The organism is Brevundimonas sp. (assembly GCF_029945885.1).
Taxonomy (GTDB): domain Bacteria; phylum Pseudomonadota; class Alphaproteobacteria; order Caulobacterales; family Caulobacteraceae; genus Brevundimonas.
This window is the reverse complement of sequence record NZ_JAQSDK010000007.1, coordinates 16,842-31,251: the sequence shown is the minus strand read 5'-3', so window position 1 is coordinate 31,251 and position 14,410 is coordinate 16,842. Positions and strand designations below refer to the sequence as shown.

Sequence of the window (14,410 nt, the reverse complement as noted above, 5' to 3'; positions counted from 1 at the left end):
TCGATCCTGGTGGTCCTATCCCCGCTTCGCTGGGGGGCGGGGGTTGCGTGGCATCCACACGCCCTTTCCGGAAGACCAAGGGGCCGGTGGCCCGACATCCAAAGGGTAGGCATGAATATCGTCATCATCCTGGGGTTGCTTATAACCCTTATCACCGGCGTGCCGGTCCTGCTGCAGATGCTGAAGCACCATCCACGGGGCCTCATCATCCTGTTCTTCGCCGAGATGTGGGAGCGGTTTTCCTACTACGGGATGCGCGGCATCCTGATCTTCTTCCTGACCCAGCATTTCCTGTTTGACGATGCGATGGCGGGGTCGACCTACGGCTCCTACACCTCGCTGGTCTATCTGCTGCCGCTGGTCGGCGGCATCCTGGCCGACCGCTATATCGGCACCCGCAAGGCCATCGCCTTCGGGGCCCTGCTGCTGGTTGCCGGTCACGGCATGATGGCCCTCGAGGGCAGCCCCGCCACCGAAACCCTGACCTATGGCGGCACCGCCTATGAAGTCGCGGCCGAAGGCCGGGGTGCCACGCGTGAGGTCGCCATCGTCGTCGACGGCGAAAAATACAGCTTCGGCGCGGGTGAAGGCGGCGGCATCGCCATCGCCGGCATGCCTGAAGGTGCCAGCCTGCCGGCCACCCTGGCCCCCGGCTCGTATCAGATGACGCAGACCCGGAACCAGGGCGACATCAACATCTTCTACCTGGCCCTGTCGCTGATCATCATGGGCGTCGGTTTCCTGAAGCCGAACATCTCCAGCATCGTCGGCCAGCTCTATCCGGAAGGCGACCCGCGTCGCGACTCCGGTTTCACCCTCTACTATTACGGCATCAACCTCGGGGCCTTCTGGGCCGCGGTTCTGTGCGGCTATCTCGGCCAGACCGTCGGCTGGTGGGCGGGCTTCGGCCTCGCCGGTATCGGCATGGCGCTTGGCTGGGTCGTATTCGTGCTCGGCAAGCCGTTGCTGCAGGGTCATGGCGAACCGCCGAACCCGGAACTGCTGAAGCGGCCGCTGATCGGTCCGATCAACCGCGAATGGCTGATCTACATTCTCGGCGTTCTCGGCGTCGCCGTGGTCTGGTTCATGGTCCAGCGCAACGCCCTCGTCGGCAACGTGCTTCTGGCCTCGACCGTGCTGTCGCTGCTGGCGATCCTCTGGATCATCATCGCGGTCTGCAAGACCTGGGTCCAGCGTCAACGGATGATGCTGGCCCTGGTGCTGATCTTCGGCGCGGTGGTCTTCTTCACCCTGTTCGAACAGGCCGGTACCTCGCTGAACCTGTTCGCCGACCGTAACGTCGACCTGACCATCACTCCGGTGGCCATGCAGTTCCTCGGCATCACCATCGGGACCCCGGCCCAGATCGCGGCGGCGGGCATCACCCCGTCCGGCTTCTGGATCGACGCCACCATCACGGCGGCCCAGGTGCAGTCGTTCAACGCCGGCTTCATCCTGATCTTCGCCCCGATCTTTGCGGCGATGTGGGCCTGGCTGGCCAGCAAGAAGATGGATCCGAACCCGACCATGAAATTCGGTCTGGGTCTGGTTCAGGTGGGTCTCGGCTTCCTGGTCGTGGTCTGGGCCGCCAGCTCCGGCATGGTCAGTCCGACCTTCCAGATGCCGCTGATGATCCTGGCCCTGCTCTACATGCTGCACACAACCGGTGAGCTGTTCCTGTCGCCGGTGGGCCTGTCGGAGATCACCAAACTGTCCATGCCGTCGGTGGTCAGCTTCATGATGGCCGTCTGGTTCCTGGCCAGTTCCATCGCCCAGTTCGTCGGCGGCAAGATCGCCGGCCTGATGGGTACGGAGACGGTCGGGGGTCAGGTTCTGGACCCGCAAGGGGCCCTGGCGACCTCGCTGCAGGGCTTCGACACCCTGGGCAAATGGGGTGTCGGCATCGGCATCGCCTTCATCCTGATCAGCTTCCTGATCAAGGGTTGGGCCCATGCCACCGGCGGTGACAACCATCCCGGACCGAGTCTGACCGATCGCGGTCAGGAAGACCGTAGCGTCACCAACCCGTAAGGGGCGGCGACAACCGGACAAGGCAAGGGCGGCTCCCCGATCAGGGAGCCGCCCTTTTCCTTGCGCCAAGGCGAGGCCGCTAGAAGGTCTTGCGCACCCGGATCTGGAAGAAGGTCCGCGGGTCGATCAGCTGGGTATCGACATAGGCGACCGCGCGGGTGGTGCGATCGGCATAGGCGACCCGTTCGAATGTTGAGTCGTTCCAGATGTTGACCTGGGCCCGGATCGACAGGTCCGCGGTCGGCTTGTACTCGGCCCAGGCCTCGAAATAGTCACGCAGCTGGAAGGTCCGGGTCTGGTCGGGGTCGTAGGTCGTCTGGTCGAACGCCGGCAGGACGTTGAAGCCCCACTGCGCCTTCAGGCTGGTGATGTCCTGGCGGAACTCGATCACGACCTGGCTGGGCCGGACCCGCGAGATGGGCCGGATTTCACCCGTGGTCGGGTCGGTCACCTCGGTGTGGTTCCAGGTGTTCGACACGGTGATCAGGCCGCCGGCCAGGCCCAGCTTCGTGGTCGGCAGCGTGGCCGAGAGTGAAAGCTGGTCCAGGGTGCCGTCACCGATATTGCCGGTGGCGGACAGGCCGCCCGGCAGGGGGATGACGTCGATCACATCGATGATCTCGTCGTGCCGCAGGCCGAGGCTGACGATCCCCTCACCCCAGAAGCGGCGCTCATAGGTCAGTTCGCTGATCCAGCGCTGCTCGGGCTCCAGATCGACGTTGCCACCGAAGACATTGCCGTTGTTCAGGTCAGCCGAGGCGGCGAAGTCGCTGAAGTCCAGCTGGCCCAGTTCGCGCTCGAAGCGGAAGCGGACCTGGTTGTTCTCCATCGGCGTCCAGGTCGCCAGGAAGCGGGGCTTGGCGAAGAAGAAGCTCTTTTCCTGATTCGCGTCGCCGGACTGGCTGATGGTCGAGCCTTCCAGGCGCAGGCCGCCCTCAAGGGTTAGTTGCGAGTCATGGCGGTACGTAACCTTGCCGAAGGCCTCGCCGCGGGTCTCCTCGACCGTGACCGAGGCCGAGGGGAGGGGAACGGCCGCCCCGCCGACGGTGAAGGCCTGGTCGGTCTCCAGCATATTGTAGGCCAGCTCCCCGCCGGTCTCGAGGGTCAGCCGGGGCGACCGCTCGTACCGCAGCAGGCCGCGCAGGATGGTTTCGGACGAGCTGCCGTCATAGCCGAACACCTGTTCGGGACTGTCGACGCCGTTCAGGCTCTGGCGATAGGTCGAGGTGCCGCTGAAATTCTCGAACTGGTGGATGAAGCGGGTTTCCAGCTTCCACTGGTCGTTGACCGGTCGCGTGTAGACGACCCCGAACTCGCCGCTGTCGCCGTCGTTGTCGTCGAGGCTTTCGCGCCGGGCGACGGCCGAGGTCTGCAGCTGCTGGCCGTGCCAGTCATTGATGCCGTAGCGGGCGGTCAGGTCCACCTTGCCGCCGACCAGGGGGCCGGAATAGTTGCCACGGATCGAGTCTCCGCCGCCGTAGCCGTCGGTGAAGATGCTCTCGTCGCGCAGCACCACGCCGTTGCCGTCGGTGCGAAGCACCCGGCCGGTCCCGTTCGAATCGCTGGACGAAATGCCGTCACTGAGGGTCAGGCCCCAGCTTCGCTCGCCCTCACGGGCGGTGAACTGGTAGTTGGCCCCGAACAGGTCCTGGCCGCCGTCGAACAGGCTGGCGTAGGTGGTCAGGATGTGTTGCCGCGAGCTTTCGGACCTGAGGATCACATTGGCGACGACCGAATAGCCCTGCATGTCGATGCCGGGCGCGCCGCCCCGGATCAGTTCAATGCGTTCGACCTGGGCGGCGGTGGTGCGGGACAGCACATTGGAGCCCGTGTCATTCTTCGAGGCCGGGCGCGCGCCGTTGATCAGCACATTGCCCACCGCCCCCTCGAAGCCGCGACTGCCGGAGCCGTCGTCGACCGAGAAACCGGGTACCCGGTTGACCATGTCCAGCGCCGTATTGGGCTGTTGCTCGGCGAAAAAGGCCGGGGCGAAGACCAGGACCCCCGTGGCGGCAGCGTCGACCGTCGCCGCTCTCGCCATCGGGGCAGTCTCGGCAGGGGCCTGGGCCATGGCCGCGCTCCCGCTGAACAGGATCGCCGTCGTCGCCAGCAGCACGGATTTGGTCATTGGATTCCTCTCGCTTTGTGCGGCGAGGTGTGACGCCGCGTCGCAGGGGTTTCCAGTTACAAGGCAGAAAGGTGGATTAAATCGGCGACATGATTACAGACTCGTTATGTTACAGGGTAGTAATGACCGACACGGTTTCGCCATAGAGTGCGCCGGGCGCGCGGAATATTGAACCGCCCGGTTCCTTTATTCTAACGAACCGTGTTTCGGGTGGCGGAAAGCTAGACGGCCGTGCCGCCGACTGTCAGGCCACCAATCTTGAGGCTGGGCTGGCCGATGCCGACGGGCACGCCCTGGCCGCCCTTGCCACAGACCCCCACGCCGGGATCGAAGGCGAAGTCGTCGCCGATCATGGTGATGTTGGTCAGGGCCGTGGCCCCGTCGCCGATCAGGGTCGCGCCGCGCACCGGGGCGGTGATCTTCCCGTCCTCGATCAGATAGGCCTCGGTGCACTGGAAGACGAATTTGCCATTGGTGATATCGACCTGGCCGCCACCGAAATTGGCGGCGTAGAGACCGCGTTTCGTCGAGGCGATCATATCGGCCTGGGTGGCGTCGCCGCCTTCCATGAAGGTGTTGGTCATGCGCGGCATCGGCATATGGGCGAACGACTGGCGCCGACCGTTGCCGGTGGCGCGCTGCCCCAGCTGACGGGCGCTGAGCCGGTCGTTCATCAGCCCCACCATGATGCCGTCCTCGATCAGGACGGTGCGCGAGGTCGGGGTGCCCTCGTCATCGACCGACAGGGAGCCACGACGACCGGCAATCGAGCCGTCGTCGACCACGGTGACGCCCGGAGCGGCGACGCGCTGGCCCATCTTGCCGCTGAACACCGACGAGCCCTTGCGATGGAAATCACCCTCGAAGCCGTGGCCGACAGCCTCGTGCAGCAGGACGCCGGGCCAGCCGGCCCCCAGCACCACATCCATCTCGCCGGCCGGGCAGTCGACGGCCTCGAGGTTGACCAGGGCCTGGCGCAGGGCCTCATCGACCTGGCCCTGCCAGCGCTCGGGCGCGATCCAGGCCTCGAACCCGGCCCGGCCACCCGCACCGGAGGAGGCGCTCTCGCGGCGGCCGTCCTTTTCGACGGTGATGGAGACATTGAGTCGAACCAGCGGCCGGATGTCGCGCACGGTCAGGGCGTCGGCGCGCAGGATCTCGATGGTGCGGCGCTCGCCGACGATCGAGGCGGAGACCTGGACCACGCGCGGGTCGCGGGCCCGGGCCCAGGCGTCGATTTCGGCGAGCAGGGCGATCTTGTCGGAGAAGACGGGGGCCGCCAGCGGGTCGATCGCCTCATAGAGTTTCTGGTTGGTGGCGCGCGGACCCTCGGCGACCACGCCGGCATGACCCTGTTTGGCCAGGGCGGCGCTGTTAGCGGCCCGGCGCAGGGCGGCGGCGCTGATTTCGTTGGCGTGGGCATAGCCGGCGGTTTCACCGGCCACGACCCGCAGGCCGAAGCCCTCGGTGGCATCATAGGACGCGGCCTTTAGGCGACCGTCGTCGAACACCAGTGATTCGCTTTCGGACCGTTCGAGAAAGAGTTCGCCGTCATCGGCTCCGTGCAGGGCTCCCTGCAGGATGGACAGGGCCTCGTCGGGATCGACGCCGGCGGTCTGAAGGATGGGGGGCGGGGAAACGGATACGGTCATGAGCTCTAAGTAGGGACTGAGGTCGCCTCCGTCTAATCGCGGGTCGGACCCTGTGAAAAAAGGCGGCGACCGTGCAATCGGTCGCCGCCCCTTTTGTCGGCCCGGCGCTGCCGGTCCGGCTCAGCGTTGGTGGATGTCGCCCGAGCCCGAGACGTTGCTCTCCAGCTTGGCCGGTCGGGTGGTCAGGGTGATGTCACCCGACCCGGCAATCGACAGCCGTGCCGTGCCGGTCGGCGCGACCCGGGCCTCGCCGGACCCCGAGACGCCGACGGTGGCGTCCGTGGTGGCCAGGGTGGACAGGTCAGCCTCGCCGGACCCCGCAATGTCGAGGTCCAGGGCGGCGGTCTTGCCGGTGGCGGTGACGTCGCCGCTGCCGGAAATGTCGATCGACAGGGTCGGCTGGTCATAGTCCCGGATGGTCAGGGTCTGGGATCCGGCCAGATCGAACCGGGTCACCGAGGGAGCGGTGACGACGATTTTCAGGTTGTCGCGGTCATTCCAGGCCGAGAAGCCGCCGGCCCACCACCGGATGGTGATTTCATCGGGACCGTCCGCCGTGATGCGCCCGTTATTGACCTGGATCCGATCGACCATGGCCCGGGATCCGGTGACGACGACGCCAGCTTCGGGCCCCTGGACATAGGTGACATCGGCCGGAAGATCGACGGACAGCCGGTCTCCGCCGGACCAGGCCAGGGTGCGGGAGACGGCCGGGCCCGGCTCGCTGCGCACGCTCTCGATACGGATCAGGTCGTCGCCGTCACGGATGGTCCAGCTGCCACCGTTGTTATCGAGGTCCCGGGCCACGAGGCCGGCGGCCCCGGACAGGCTGGCGATGGCCAGAACCAGGGCGGCTCCGGCGATGATGAGAAGGGTGCGGATCATGCCGGCTCTCCCGGGTTCTGGGGGGTGTGGGATTCAAGGGCCGGCTTCAGCAGCCGGTAGTGGAGGCGGGCGAACCAGACGAGGCCGTTGACCAGCCAGACCGTGAGAATCATCAGGATGGCTCCCGCCGCAGTGGCCCCGGCCATGGTGCCGAGCCCGGCGAGCAGGGCTGCGAGACCGCCACCCGGAAACCCGGCGAAGGGACCGGCGACGAGCATCACGCCACCGGCGAAGAACAGGGCAATGACGGCGATGAAGAAGCCGATCAGTGTACCGATCACCCCCATCAGCAGCGGCAGAAGGAAGATGATGTCGAGCGCGCCCAGGCCGAGCACGGCGAAGACGGCCCCCGCGGCGGCGGAGGGGTTCTTTTCCTGCTGCCAGCGCTGGATGCCGGCCTCGGCCTTCAGCTCCCGCGCCAGTCGCTCGGGATGGCCCAGGGCAGCGGCGACCTCGGCCTCGCTGCGACCGTCCGCGGCTCCGTCGTCGAAATGGGTGTCATAGTCGCTGAGGATCTCGGCGGCTGTGGAGGTCGGCAGGCCAATCAGCCCGCTCTTCAGCCGGGCCATGAAATCGGCACGGGTCATTGGGCGTCTCCGGTCTCTGAAGAAATTGGGGCGGCCGTGGCCGGTTGGATGTCAGCAAGGACGTCGTTAACGGCCCGGACGAAGGCGCGCCATTCGTCACTCTGGGTCGCCAGGGCATCGGTGCCGGCAGCGGTCAGGCGATAGTATTTGCGCGACGGCCCGCTGGATGATTCGACCAGATAGGTCTCGACCAGTCCATCCGACTGCATGCGGCGCATCAGCGGATAGATGGTGCCCTCGCCCATATCGATGGCGTCGGCGAGCCGGCTGGCGATCTCATAGGCGTAGCTGTCCGCCCGGGCGAGGAGGGCCAGCACGCATAGGCTGAGCACTCCCTTTTTAAGCTGTATCTCGATGGTTTCAGTCACATCGGTGTCTCCCTTGATGGCTTTTGTCTATCGCAAGGTATCGTGTGTCGCAAGGTAGCTATCCAAACATGACAGCGAATTAATCGATCATCGAATGGGGCGGTGCGGCGTCATGGGCGCGTCAATCGCTTGGCAAGTCGAAGGTGAGCCGATATGGACCGGCCTTGAAACCGCTGCGGACGATCCGGGCGGGCCTTCACCTGCGACGCACTCGCAGGAGTCTGCTGCAGAGCGAATTGATGAGGAAGTCTCGAATGGGGAAGGGCACGCGAGCCAGAGGGTCGTTGATGACTCTGGTCGGAGGCGCATTCGCCTCCATGACCCTGGCCGTATTCGCCGCGACGCCGGCCTGGGCGCAGGATCGTATGGGCCAGCCCACGCCGGGCGGTATCGATCTGCAACCGGCAGCGTCACCGCTGAAGCATGAGGCCATCTGGTTTCACAATGTGATCCTGATGCCGGCGATCACCCTGATCACCCTGCTGGTGCTGGGCCTGATCGTCTGGATCGTCGTCCGCTACAATGCCAAGTCCAATCCGGTGCCCGCGCGCTGGAGCCACAACACGATGATCGAGGTGATCTGGACCGTGTTGCCGGTGCTGATCCTGGTGGTCATCTCCCTGTTCTCGTTCCGCCTGCTGTTTGCCTACAACGACATGCCGGACCCGGACCTGACGGTTAAGGTCACCGGCAACCAGTGGAACTGGGCCTATGAATACCCCGACCAGGGTGTGGCCGAATATATCTCGACCATGATGCCCGAGGGCGAGGCCCCGCCGCAACTGTATCGCCTCGCTGCCAACGAACCGATGGTCGTGCCGGTCGGCAAGACGGTCCGGGTTCTGGTCACCGCCGCCGATGTGATCCACGCCTTCGCCATGCCGGCCTTCGGCCTGAAGACCGACGCGATCCCGGGCCGGGTCAACGAGACCTGGTTCCGCGCCGAGCGCACCGGCAGCTTCTACGGCCAGTGTTCGGAGCTGTGTGGCGTCGATCACGCCTTCATGCCCATCCAGATCAACGTCGTCACCGAGGCCGAGTTCGCGGCCTGGGTCGCCGCCAAGGGGGGATCCATGACGCCGAAGGTCGAGGCAACCGCTGCCGCGGCCGTCCCGACCGAGATCCCCGCCCTGACCGCCGCTTCGGCGACCCCTTCCGCTGCCGAGCCGGCTCCCGCCGCGCCGGCTGCCCAGTAACGCTACGCGAGAGCCCCAAAGACCATGGCCACCGCAACCATCGCCCACGACGCTCACGGTCACGACGACCATGATCACAAGCCGGGCTTCTTCACCCGCTGGTTCCTGTCGACCAATCACAAGGACATCGGCACCCTCTACCTGATCTTCGCCATCATGGCGGGTCTGGTCGGCGGGGCCCTGTCCGGCCTGATTCGCTGGGAACTGGCCGCGCCGGGCATCCAGGTGTTCGTCGAGGGTGGCCTGGTCGAGCAACTCGGCCTCGTCGAGGCGTCCAAGCACGGCTACAATGTCACCGTAACCGCCCACGCCCTGATCATGATCTTCTTCATGGTCATGCCGGCGATGATCGGCGGCTTCGGCAACTGGTTCGTGCCGATCATGATCGGTGCGCCGGACATGGCCTTCCCGCGCATGAACAACGTCTCCTTCTGGCTGCTGGTCGCGGCCTGGGTCCTGCTTTGCCTGTCGATGTTCGTCGACGGCGGCCCGGGCAAGGGCTTCGGCGGCGGCTGGACCATCTATCCGCCGCTCTCGACCTCGGGCCACACCGGACCGGCCATGGATCTCGCGATCTTCTCCCTGCACGTGGCGGGCGCGTCCTCGATCCTGGGGGCCATCAACTTCATCACCACCATCTTCAACATGCGCGCGCCGGGCATGACCCTGCACCGGATGCCGCTGTTCGCCTGGTCGGTGCTGATCACCGCCTTCCTGCTGCTGCTGTCGCTGCCAGTTCTGGCCGGGGCCATCACCATGCTGCTGGCGGACCGCAATTTCGGCACCAGCTTCTTTGACCCCGCCGGCGGCGGTGATCCCGTGATGTTCCAGCACCTGTTCTGGTTCTTCGGCCACCCGGAGGTCTACATCCTGATCCTCCCCGGGTTCGGCATCATCAGCCACATCGTCTCGACCTTCAGTCGCAAGCCCATCTTCGGCTATCTCGCCATGGCCTACGCCATGGTCGCCATCGGCTTCGTCGGCTTCATCGTGTGGGCCCACCACATGTACACGGTCGGTATGAGCGTGAACCTGCGCGCCTATTTTATCGCCGCGACCATGATTATCGCGGTGCCGACGGGGGTGAAGATCTTCAGCTGGATCGCCACCATGTGGGGCGGTTCCATCAGCTTCAAGACGCCCATGCTGTGGGCGATCGGCTTCATCTTCCTGTTCACCGTCGGCGGCGTGACGGGTGTGGTCCTGGCCAATGCGGCCATCGATTACAGCCTGCACGACACCTATTACGTCGTGGCCCACTTCCACTATGTGCTGTCGCTCGGGGCCGTCTTCGCCATCTTCGCGGGCTTCTACTACTGGTTCGAGAAGATGTTCGGCGTGAAATACAACGAGTTCCTCGGGGCCGCGCATTTCTGGATCATGTTCGTGGGTGTGAACCTCGTGTTCTTCCCGCAGCATTTCCTCGGCCTGCAGGGCATGCCGCGACGCTATGTCGACTATCCGGAAGCCTTCACCCTGTGGAACCAGGTGTCGTCGGTCGGCTATCTGATCACGATCGCCGGCGTCGCCGTCTTCCTGATCATGCTGGCCGAAGCCGCCATCCGTCGTCGTCCGGGTGTTGCCAATCCCTGGGGCGAAGGGGCCACCACCCTGGAATGGACCCTGTCCTCGCCGCCGCCGCATCACCAGTTCAATGAACTGCCGGTGGTGAAGTCGGACGAGCACTGATCCCAACCGGATACCAGACCCAGGGGCCGCTCTTTCGATACCGGAAGGGCGGCCCTTGCCTTTTGAAGACCTGATCATGAGCACCCGCAGCGCCAGCCCCGCCGTCTCGACCGCCCAGCCGGAGGATTTCTTCCAGCTGCTGAAGCCGCGCGTCATGTCGCTGGTGGTGTTCACGGCGCTGACCGGCCTGGTCGTGGCGGGCGGCACGCTGGATCCGGTTTCGGCCGTGATCGCCATCCTGTGCATCGCCGTCGGGGCCGGGGCGGCGGGGGCGCTGAATATGGCGCTGGAAGGCGAGACCGACGCCCTGATGCGCCGCACGCGCGGGCGCCCCGTCGCGGCCGGGCGGATTAACAAGAACGACGCCATGACCTTCGGGGTCGTCCTGTCGATCTTCTCGGTCATGCTGCTGGGCATGACGACCAACTGGCTGGCCGGCGGCCTGCTGTTGATGACCATCGTCTATTACGCCGGCTTCTACACCCTGCTGCTGAAGCGCCGGACGCCCCAGAACATCGTCATCGGCGGCGCGGCCGGGGCCTTCCCGCCGGTGATCGGCTGGGCCGCGGCCACCGGCCAGGCCCCGTGGCAGGCCTGGCTGCTGTTCCTGATCATCTTCCTGTGGACCCCGCCGCACAGCTGGGCCCTGGCCCTGTATTCGGCCGGCGACTACGCCAGGGCAGGCATTCCGATGATGCCGGTGGCGCGCGGCGCGAAATCGACCCGACTGCAGATCCTGCTCTACAGCCTGGTCTTCGTGCCCGTCGCCATCGCCCCCGGCCTGCTGGGCCTGGGTGGAATCCTGTATCTGGTGGTGTCCGGCCTGGGTGGTCTCGGCTTCCTCGGCCTGGCGATCCGCCTGTGGCGTTCGCGCGCTGGTGACCAGCCGGACAAGGCCGAGGCGGTGGGGCGAGAGGCCGCATTGTATGATGTGCGCGCGGAGGCCAAACCGGCGCGTAATCTGTTCGCCTTCTCGATCCTGTATCTGATGGCGCTGTTCGCGGCGCTGCTGCTCGAGAAGCTGTCCGGTCTGGGAATTTAACCATGCGTCTGAGCCCTGAAGCCCTCGCTGCCCGCAAGAAGCGCAATGTCGCCATCGCCGGTGCCCTGGTCGCCTTCATCGTCCTGATCTTCACGGTCACGGTGCTGAACCTGAAGCGCAATATCGACGCCCGGATCGCAGCGAATCCGGCGGAAGCGGTGACGGCCCAGTGAACCGGACCCATACGATCGCCCTCGCCTGCGCGGCGACGGTGGTGCTGATGACGGGCGCGGCCTTCGCCTCGGTGCCCCTGTACCGGATCTTCTGCCAGGTCACCGGCTTCAACGGCACGGTGAGCCGCGCCGAAGTGGCCCCGACCGAGATCCTGGACGAGACGCTGCTGATTCGCTTCGACACCAATGTCCGCGACCTGCCGATGCAGTTTCGCGCCGAACAGGTGGCCCAGCGGGTCCGGATCGGCGACACCGGCATGGCTTTTTTCGACGTGACCAACACCTCGGACCAGCCGATCCACGCCACCGCCGCCTACAATGTCGTGCCCGAGCGGGCCGGTCCCTATTTCCAGAAGCTGCAGTGCTTCTGTTTCGACAGTCAGACGATCGCGCCCGGCGAGACGAAGAAATTCTCGGTCCAGTATTTTGTGGCCCCCGAGATCGCCACTGACCGCGAAAGCCTAGGCGTGCGCGAGATTACCCTCAGCTACACCTTCTACCCGACCAAGGGTGAGCAGACGGCCTCCCTGGCTTCTGCCACTGGCGCTGTCGGATAGCGGGCGCTATAGCCCACACAACGACTATCGACGATTCAAGAGACCCACTGATGGCCGACGCCCACGCTGCTCCGCACCACGACTACCACCTGGTCAACCCCAGCCCCTGGCCGCTGGTGTCATCCATTGCGGTCACGATCATGATGATCGGGGCCGTGGTCTGGATGAAGGGGCTCGCGCCCGCTGATTCCGACGCCGTGACCGCTGCCCTGTTCGGGCCCGGCAAGGCCGCCGTGTTCTTCGCCGGTTTCGCCGGTGTCCTGCTGTCGATGTTCGGCTGGTGGGCGGATGTCATCAAGGAAAGCCGCGGCGGGGATCACACCCCGGTCGTCTCGATCGGCCTGCGCTACGGCATGATGCTGTTCATCGCCTCCGAGGTGATGTTCTTCGCGGCCTTCTTCTGGATGTTCTTTGACATGGCCGTGTTCAACGAGGCGCGGACCGAGATTCCGGCCATCGCCGGCTGGACCGACACCGCCGCCGCCTGGTCGACCTGGCCGCCCAAGGGCATTGAGGCCCTGGACGCCTGGCAACTGCCGCTGCTCAACACCGTGATCCTGCTGCTCAGCGGCACGACGGTGACCTGGGCCCACCATGCCCTGCAGGTCGGAGATCGCAGTGCCGCCAAGACCGGCCTGATCATTACCGTGGTCCTCGGCATCCTGTTCACCGCGGTGCAGGTCTATGAGTACCAGCACATTCTGCATGAGAACCTGTTCTTCAACGCCGAGGCGGCCAACGCCGGCCTCTACGGCTCGATCTTCTTCATGGCGACGGGCTTCCACGGCTTCCACGTCCTGGTCGGCACCATCTTCCTGCTGGTCTGCCTGCTGCGGCTGTTGGCCGGCCAGATGAGCCCCGAGAAGCATTTCGGATTCGAGGCGGCTGCCTGGTACTGGCATTTCGTCGATGTGGTCTGGCTGTTCCTCTTCGCCTTCGTCTACGTCACCTTCGGTTGACGGAAGACCCGCTTCTTAAACCTCGCGCGCCGGTGCGGATCAATCCGATCCGCGCCGGTCTGCTTTGTCGCTGCCCCAACTGCGGGCAGGGCAGGCTGTTCACGGGGTTTCTGAAAGTGACCGACCGGTGTCCGGTCTGCGAATTTGATTTCAGTGGCATGAACACCGGCGACGGCGCGGCGATCTTCGTCATGCAGATCGCCGGCGGGATCGTGGTGTTCGGGGCCCTGTTCGTTCAGGTCGCCTACAACCCGCCGATCTGGGCCATGCTGGCGGTGGCCCTGCCGCTGGTGGCTGGGCTGGCGCTGGGCCTGATGCGCCCGGCCAAGGGGGTGATGGTCGCCCTGCAGATGCGCAACAAGGCCGCGCAGGTCAATAATGACGACTTCTGAGACATCCTGGCGGGCCCGGTTTCCGTGGGGGCTGACCATCGTCTCCGCCCTGATGCTGACCCTGCTGATCGGCCTCGGGGTCTGGCAGGTGCAACGCCTGCAGTGGAAAGAGGGACTGATGGACCGCGCGGACGCCGCGGCGGCAAAGGCCCCGGTTCCGATCACCCAGCTGCCGCCCGGACCTGACCGGGAGTTTCGTCAGGTCATCCTCGACTGCCCGGGACTGGCCACGGCCCCCTTTGTCGAACTGCAGTCGATCCTCGACGGCGAGGCCGGGGTGCGGCTGATCTCGGCCTGCCCCGAGCCGGCCGCGCCCGGACGGCCCGAGACCGGCGTGCTGCTGGTCGATCGCGGCTTCGTCGCCGAGACCATTTCCGCCCGCCCGCCGGTGACGCGCGACGGCCCCCCGATCCGGCTCGTGGCCGTGATCCGCACCGCCTCGACCCCGGGCCTGATGGCCCTGCCGCCCGAAGGGCGTCACTTCTATGCCCGCGACAATGCCGCCATGGCCCGGACCCTGGGTGTGACCAGTCTGGTGGGCGCCGAAACCCTGTATGCGGTCACCTCGACCAATCCCGACTGGCCGGCGCTGCGTCCCGCCGTACCGCCCGTCGCCTTCGCCAACAATCACCTCGGCTATGCCCTGACCTGGTTCGGTCTGGCCCTGGCCCTGATCGGGTTCTACATCGCCCTGGTCCGTCGAAAGCTGAAGCCCTGACCGCAACCCTGCACACCCTGTCCAACGGCGTCC

Annotated in this window: 14 protein-coding genes; 9 read left to right on the top strand and 5 right to left on the bottom strand. The window is 65.7% G+C overall.

Annotation, left to right across the window (positions count from 1 at the left end):
• Window positions 1-111: 111 nt before the first annotated feature.
• Window positions 112-2,031 (top strand): oligopeptide:H+ symporter, encoded by a 1,920-nt coding sequence (locus PSV00_RS05765; protein ID WP_300445561.1) that lies wholly within the window; start codon window positions 112-114, stop codon window positions 2,029-2,031.
• Between the two features lie 79 nt (window positions 2,032-2,110).
• Here PSV00_RS05765 and PSV00_RS05760 read toward each other — a convergent pair whose 3' ends face one another.
• The 5 genes from PSV00_RS05760 to PSV00_RS05740 form a co-directional block, all read right to left on the bottom strand.
• Window positions 2,111-4,159, bottom strand: a complete 2,049-nt coding sequence (locus tag PSV00_RS05760; protein WP_300445560.1) for a TonB-dependent siderophore receptor — start codon at window positions 4,157-4,159, stop codon at window positions 2,111-2,113.
• Window positions 4,160-4,380: 221 nt separating this feature from the next.
• Window positions 4,381-5,811, bottom strand: coding sequence for a metalloprotease TldD (gene tldD, locus PSV00_RS05755; protein WP_300445559.1), 1,431 nt, complete (start codon window positions 5,809-5,811; stop codon window positions 4,381-4,383).
• Window positions 5,812-5,931: 120 nt separating this feature from the next.
• The gene (locus tag PSV00_RS05750; RefSeq protein ID WP_300445558.1) at window positions 5,932-6,696 is read right to left on the bottom strand and encodes a DUF2807 domain-containing protein; all 765 of its coding nucleotides are present in this window, start codon (window positions 6,694-6,696) and stop codon (window positions 5,932-5,934) included.
• Entirely contained in the window at window positions 6,693-7,283 is a 591-nt protein-coding gene (locus PSV00_RS05745; protein WP_300445557.1) for a DUF1700 domain-containing protein, read from the bottom strand. The genes PSV00_RS05750 and PSV00_RS05745 overlap by 4 nt, the downstream gene beginning before the upstream one ends.
• Window positions 7,280-7,651 carry a PadR family transcriptional regulator gene (locus PSV00_RS05740; protein WP_300445556.1) on the bottom strand — a complete coding sequence of 124 codons (372 nt, stop codon included), beginning with the start codon at window positions 7,649-7,651 and terminating at the stop codon, window positions 7,280-7,282. Before PSV00_RS05740 ends, PSV00_RS05745 begins: the two co-directional genes overlap by 4 nt.
• Window positions 7,652-7,938: 287 nt before the next feature.
• Here PSV00_RS05740 and coxB point away from each other — a divergent pair, with 287 nt between their 5' ends.
• The 8 genes from coxB (at window position 7,939) to PSV00_RS05700 (ending at window position 14,377) form a co-directional block, all read left to right on the top strand.
• Window positions 7,939-8,847, top strand: a complete 909-nt coding sequence (gene coxB, locus PSV00_RS05735; RefSeq protein ID WP_300445555.1) for a cytochrome c oxidase subunit II — start codon at window positions 7,939-7,941, stop codon at window positions 8,845-8,847.
• A gap of 24 nt (window positions 8,848-8,871) precedes the next feature.
• Entirely contained in the window at window positions 8,872-10,536 is a 1,665-nt protein-coding gene (gene ctaD / locus PSV00_RS05730) for a cytochrome c oxidase subunit I (protein WP_300445554.1), read from the top strand.
• Between the two features lie 76 nt (window positions 10,537-10,612).
• Window positions 10,613-11,578, top strand: coding sequence for a heme o synthase (gene cyoE / locus PSV00_RS05725; protein WP_300445553.1), 966 nt, complete (start codon window positions 10,613-10,615; stop codon window positions 11,576-11,578).
• Between the two features lie 2 nt (window positions 11,579-11,580).
• A complete protein-coding gene (locus tag PSV00_RS05720) occupies window positions 11,581-11,751 on the top strand; it encodes a hypothetical protein (RefSeq protein ID WP_300445552.1) in 171 nt (56 codons plus the stop codon).
• Window positions 11,748-12,308 carry a cytochrome c oxidase assembly protein gene (locus tag PSV00_RS05715; RefSeq protein WP_300445551.1) on the top strand — a complete coding sequence of 187 codons (561 nt, stop codon included), beginning with the start codon at window positions 11,748-11,750 and terminating at the stop codon, window positions 12,306-12,308. Before PSV00_RS05720 ends, PSV00_RS05715 begins: the two co-directional genes overlap by 4 nt.
• A gap of 50 nt (window positions 12,309-12,358) precedes the next feature.
• Window positions 12,359-13,267: a cytochrome c oxidase subunit 3 gene (locus PSV00_RS05710; protein WP_300445550.1), complete on the top strand. Its 909-nt coding sequence runs from the start codon at window positions 12,359-12,361 to the stop codon at window positions 13,265-13,267.
• A gap of 32 nt (window positions 13,268-13,299) precedes the next feature.
• Window positions 13,300-13,659, top strand: coding sequence for a DUF983 domain-containing protein (locus tag PSV00_RS05705; protein ID WP_366944638.1), 360 nt, complete (start codon window positions 13,300-13,302; stop codon window positions 13,657-13,659).
• Window positions 13,646-14,377, top strand: coding sequence for an SURF1 family protein (locus PSV00_RS05700; protein WP_300445548.1), 732 nt, complete (start codon window positions 13,646-13,648; stop codon window positions 14,375-14,377). Before PSV00_RS05705 ends, PSV00_RS05700 begins: the two co-directional genes overlap by 14 nt.
• Window positions 14,378-14,410: the final 33 nt, after the last annotated feature.

Excerpts from the sequence above, each read along its gene's own strand:
- PSV00_RS05765 (WP_300445561.1), top strand. The coding sequence starts at position 112 with ATGAATATCGTCATCATCCTGGGGTTGCTTATAACCCTTATCACCGGC.
- PSV00_RS05760 (WP_300445560.1), bottom strand. The coding sequence starts at position 4,159 with ATGACCAAATCCGTGCTGCTGGCGACGACGGCGATCCTGTTCAGCGGG.
- tldD (WP_300445559.1), bottom strand. The coding sequence starts at position 5,811 with ATGACCGTATCCGTTTCCCCGCCCCCCATCCTTCAGACCGCCGGCGTC.
- PSV00_RS05750 (WP_300445558.1), bottom strand. The coding sequence starts at position 6,696 with ATGATCCGCACCCTTCTCATCATCGCCGGAGCCGCCCTGGTTCTGGCC.
- PSV00_RS05745 (WP_300445557.1), bottom strand. The coding sequence starts at position 7,283 with ATGACCCGTGCCGATTTCATGGCCCGGCTGAAGAGCGGGCTGATTGGC.
- coxB (WP_300445555.1), top strand. The coding sequence starts at position 7,939 with ATGACTCTGGTCGGAGGCGCATTCGCCTCCATGACCCTGGCCGTATTC.
- ctaD (WP_300445554.1), top strand. The coding sequence starts at position 8,872 with ATGGCCACCGCAACCATCGCCCACGACGCTCACGGTCACGACGACCAT.
- cyoE (WP_300445553.1), top strand. The coding sequence starts at position 10,613 with ATGAGCACCCGCAGCGCCAGCCCCGCCGTCTCGACCGCCCAGCCGGAG.
- PSV00_RS05720 (WP_300445552.1), top strand. The coding sequence starts at position 11,581 with ATGCGTCTGAGCCCTGAAGCCCTCGCTGCCCGCAAGAAGCGCAATGTC.
- PSV00_RS05710 (WP_300445550.1), top strand. The coding sequence starts at position 12,359 with ATGGCCGACGCCCACGCTGCTCCGCACCACGACTACCACCTGGTCAAC.
- PSV00_RS05700 (WP_300445548.1), top strand. The coding sequence starts at position 13,646 with ATGACGACTTCTGAGACATCCTGGCGGGCCCGGTTTCCGTGGGGGCTG.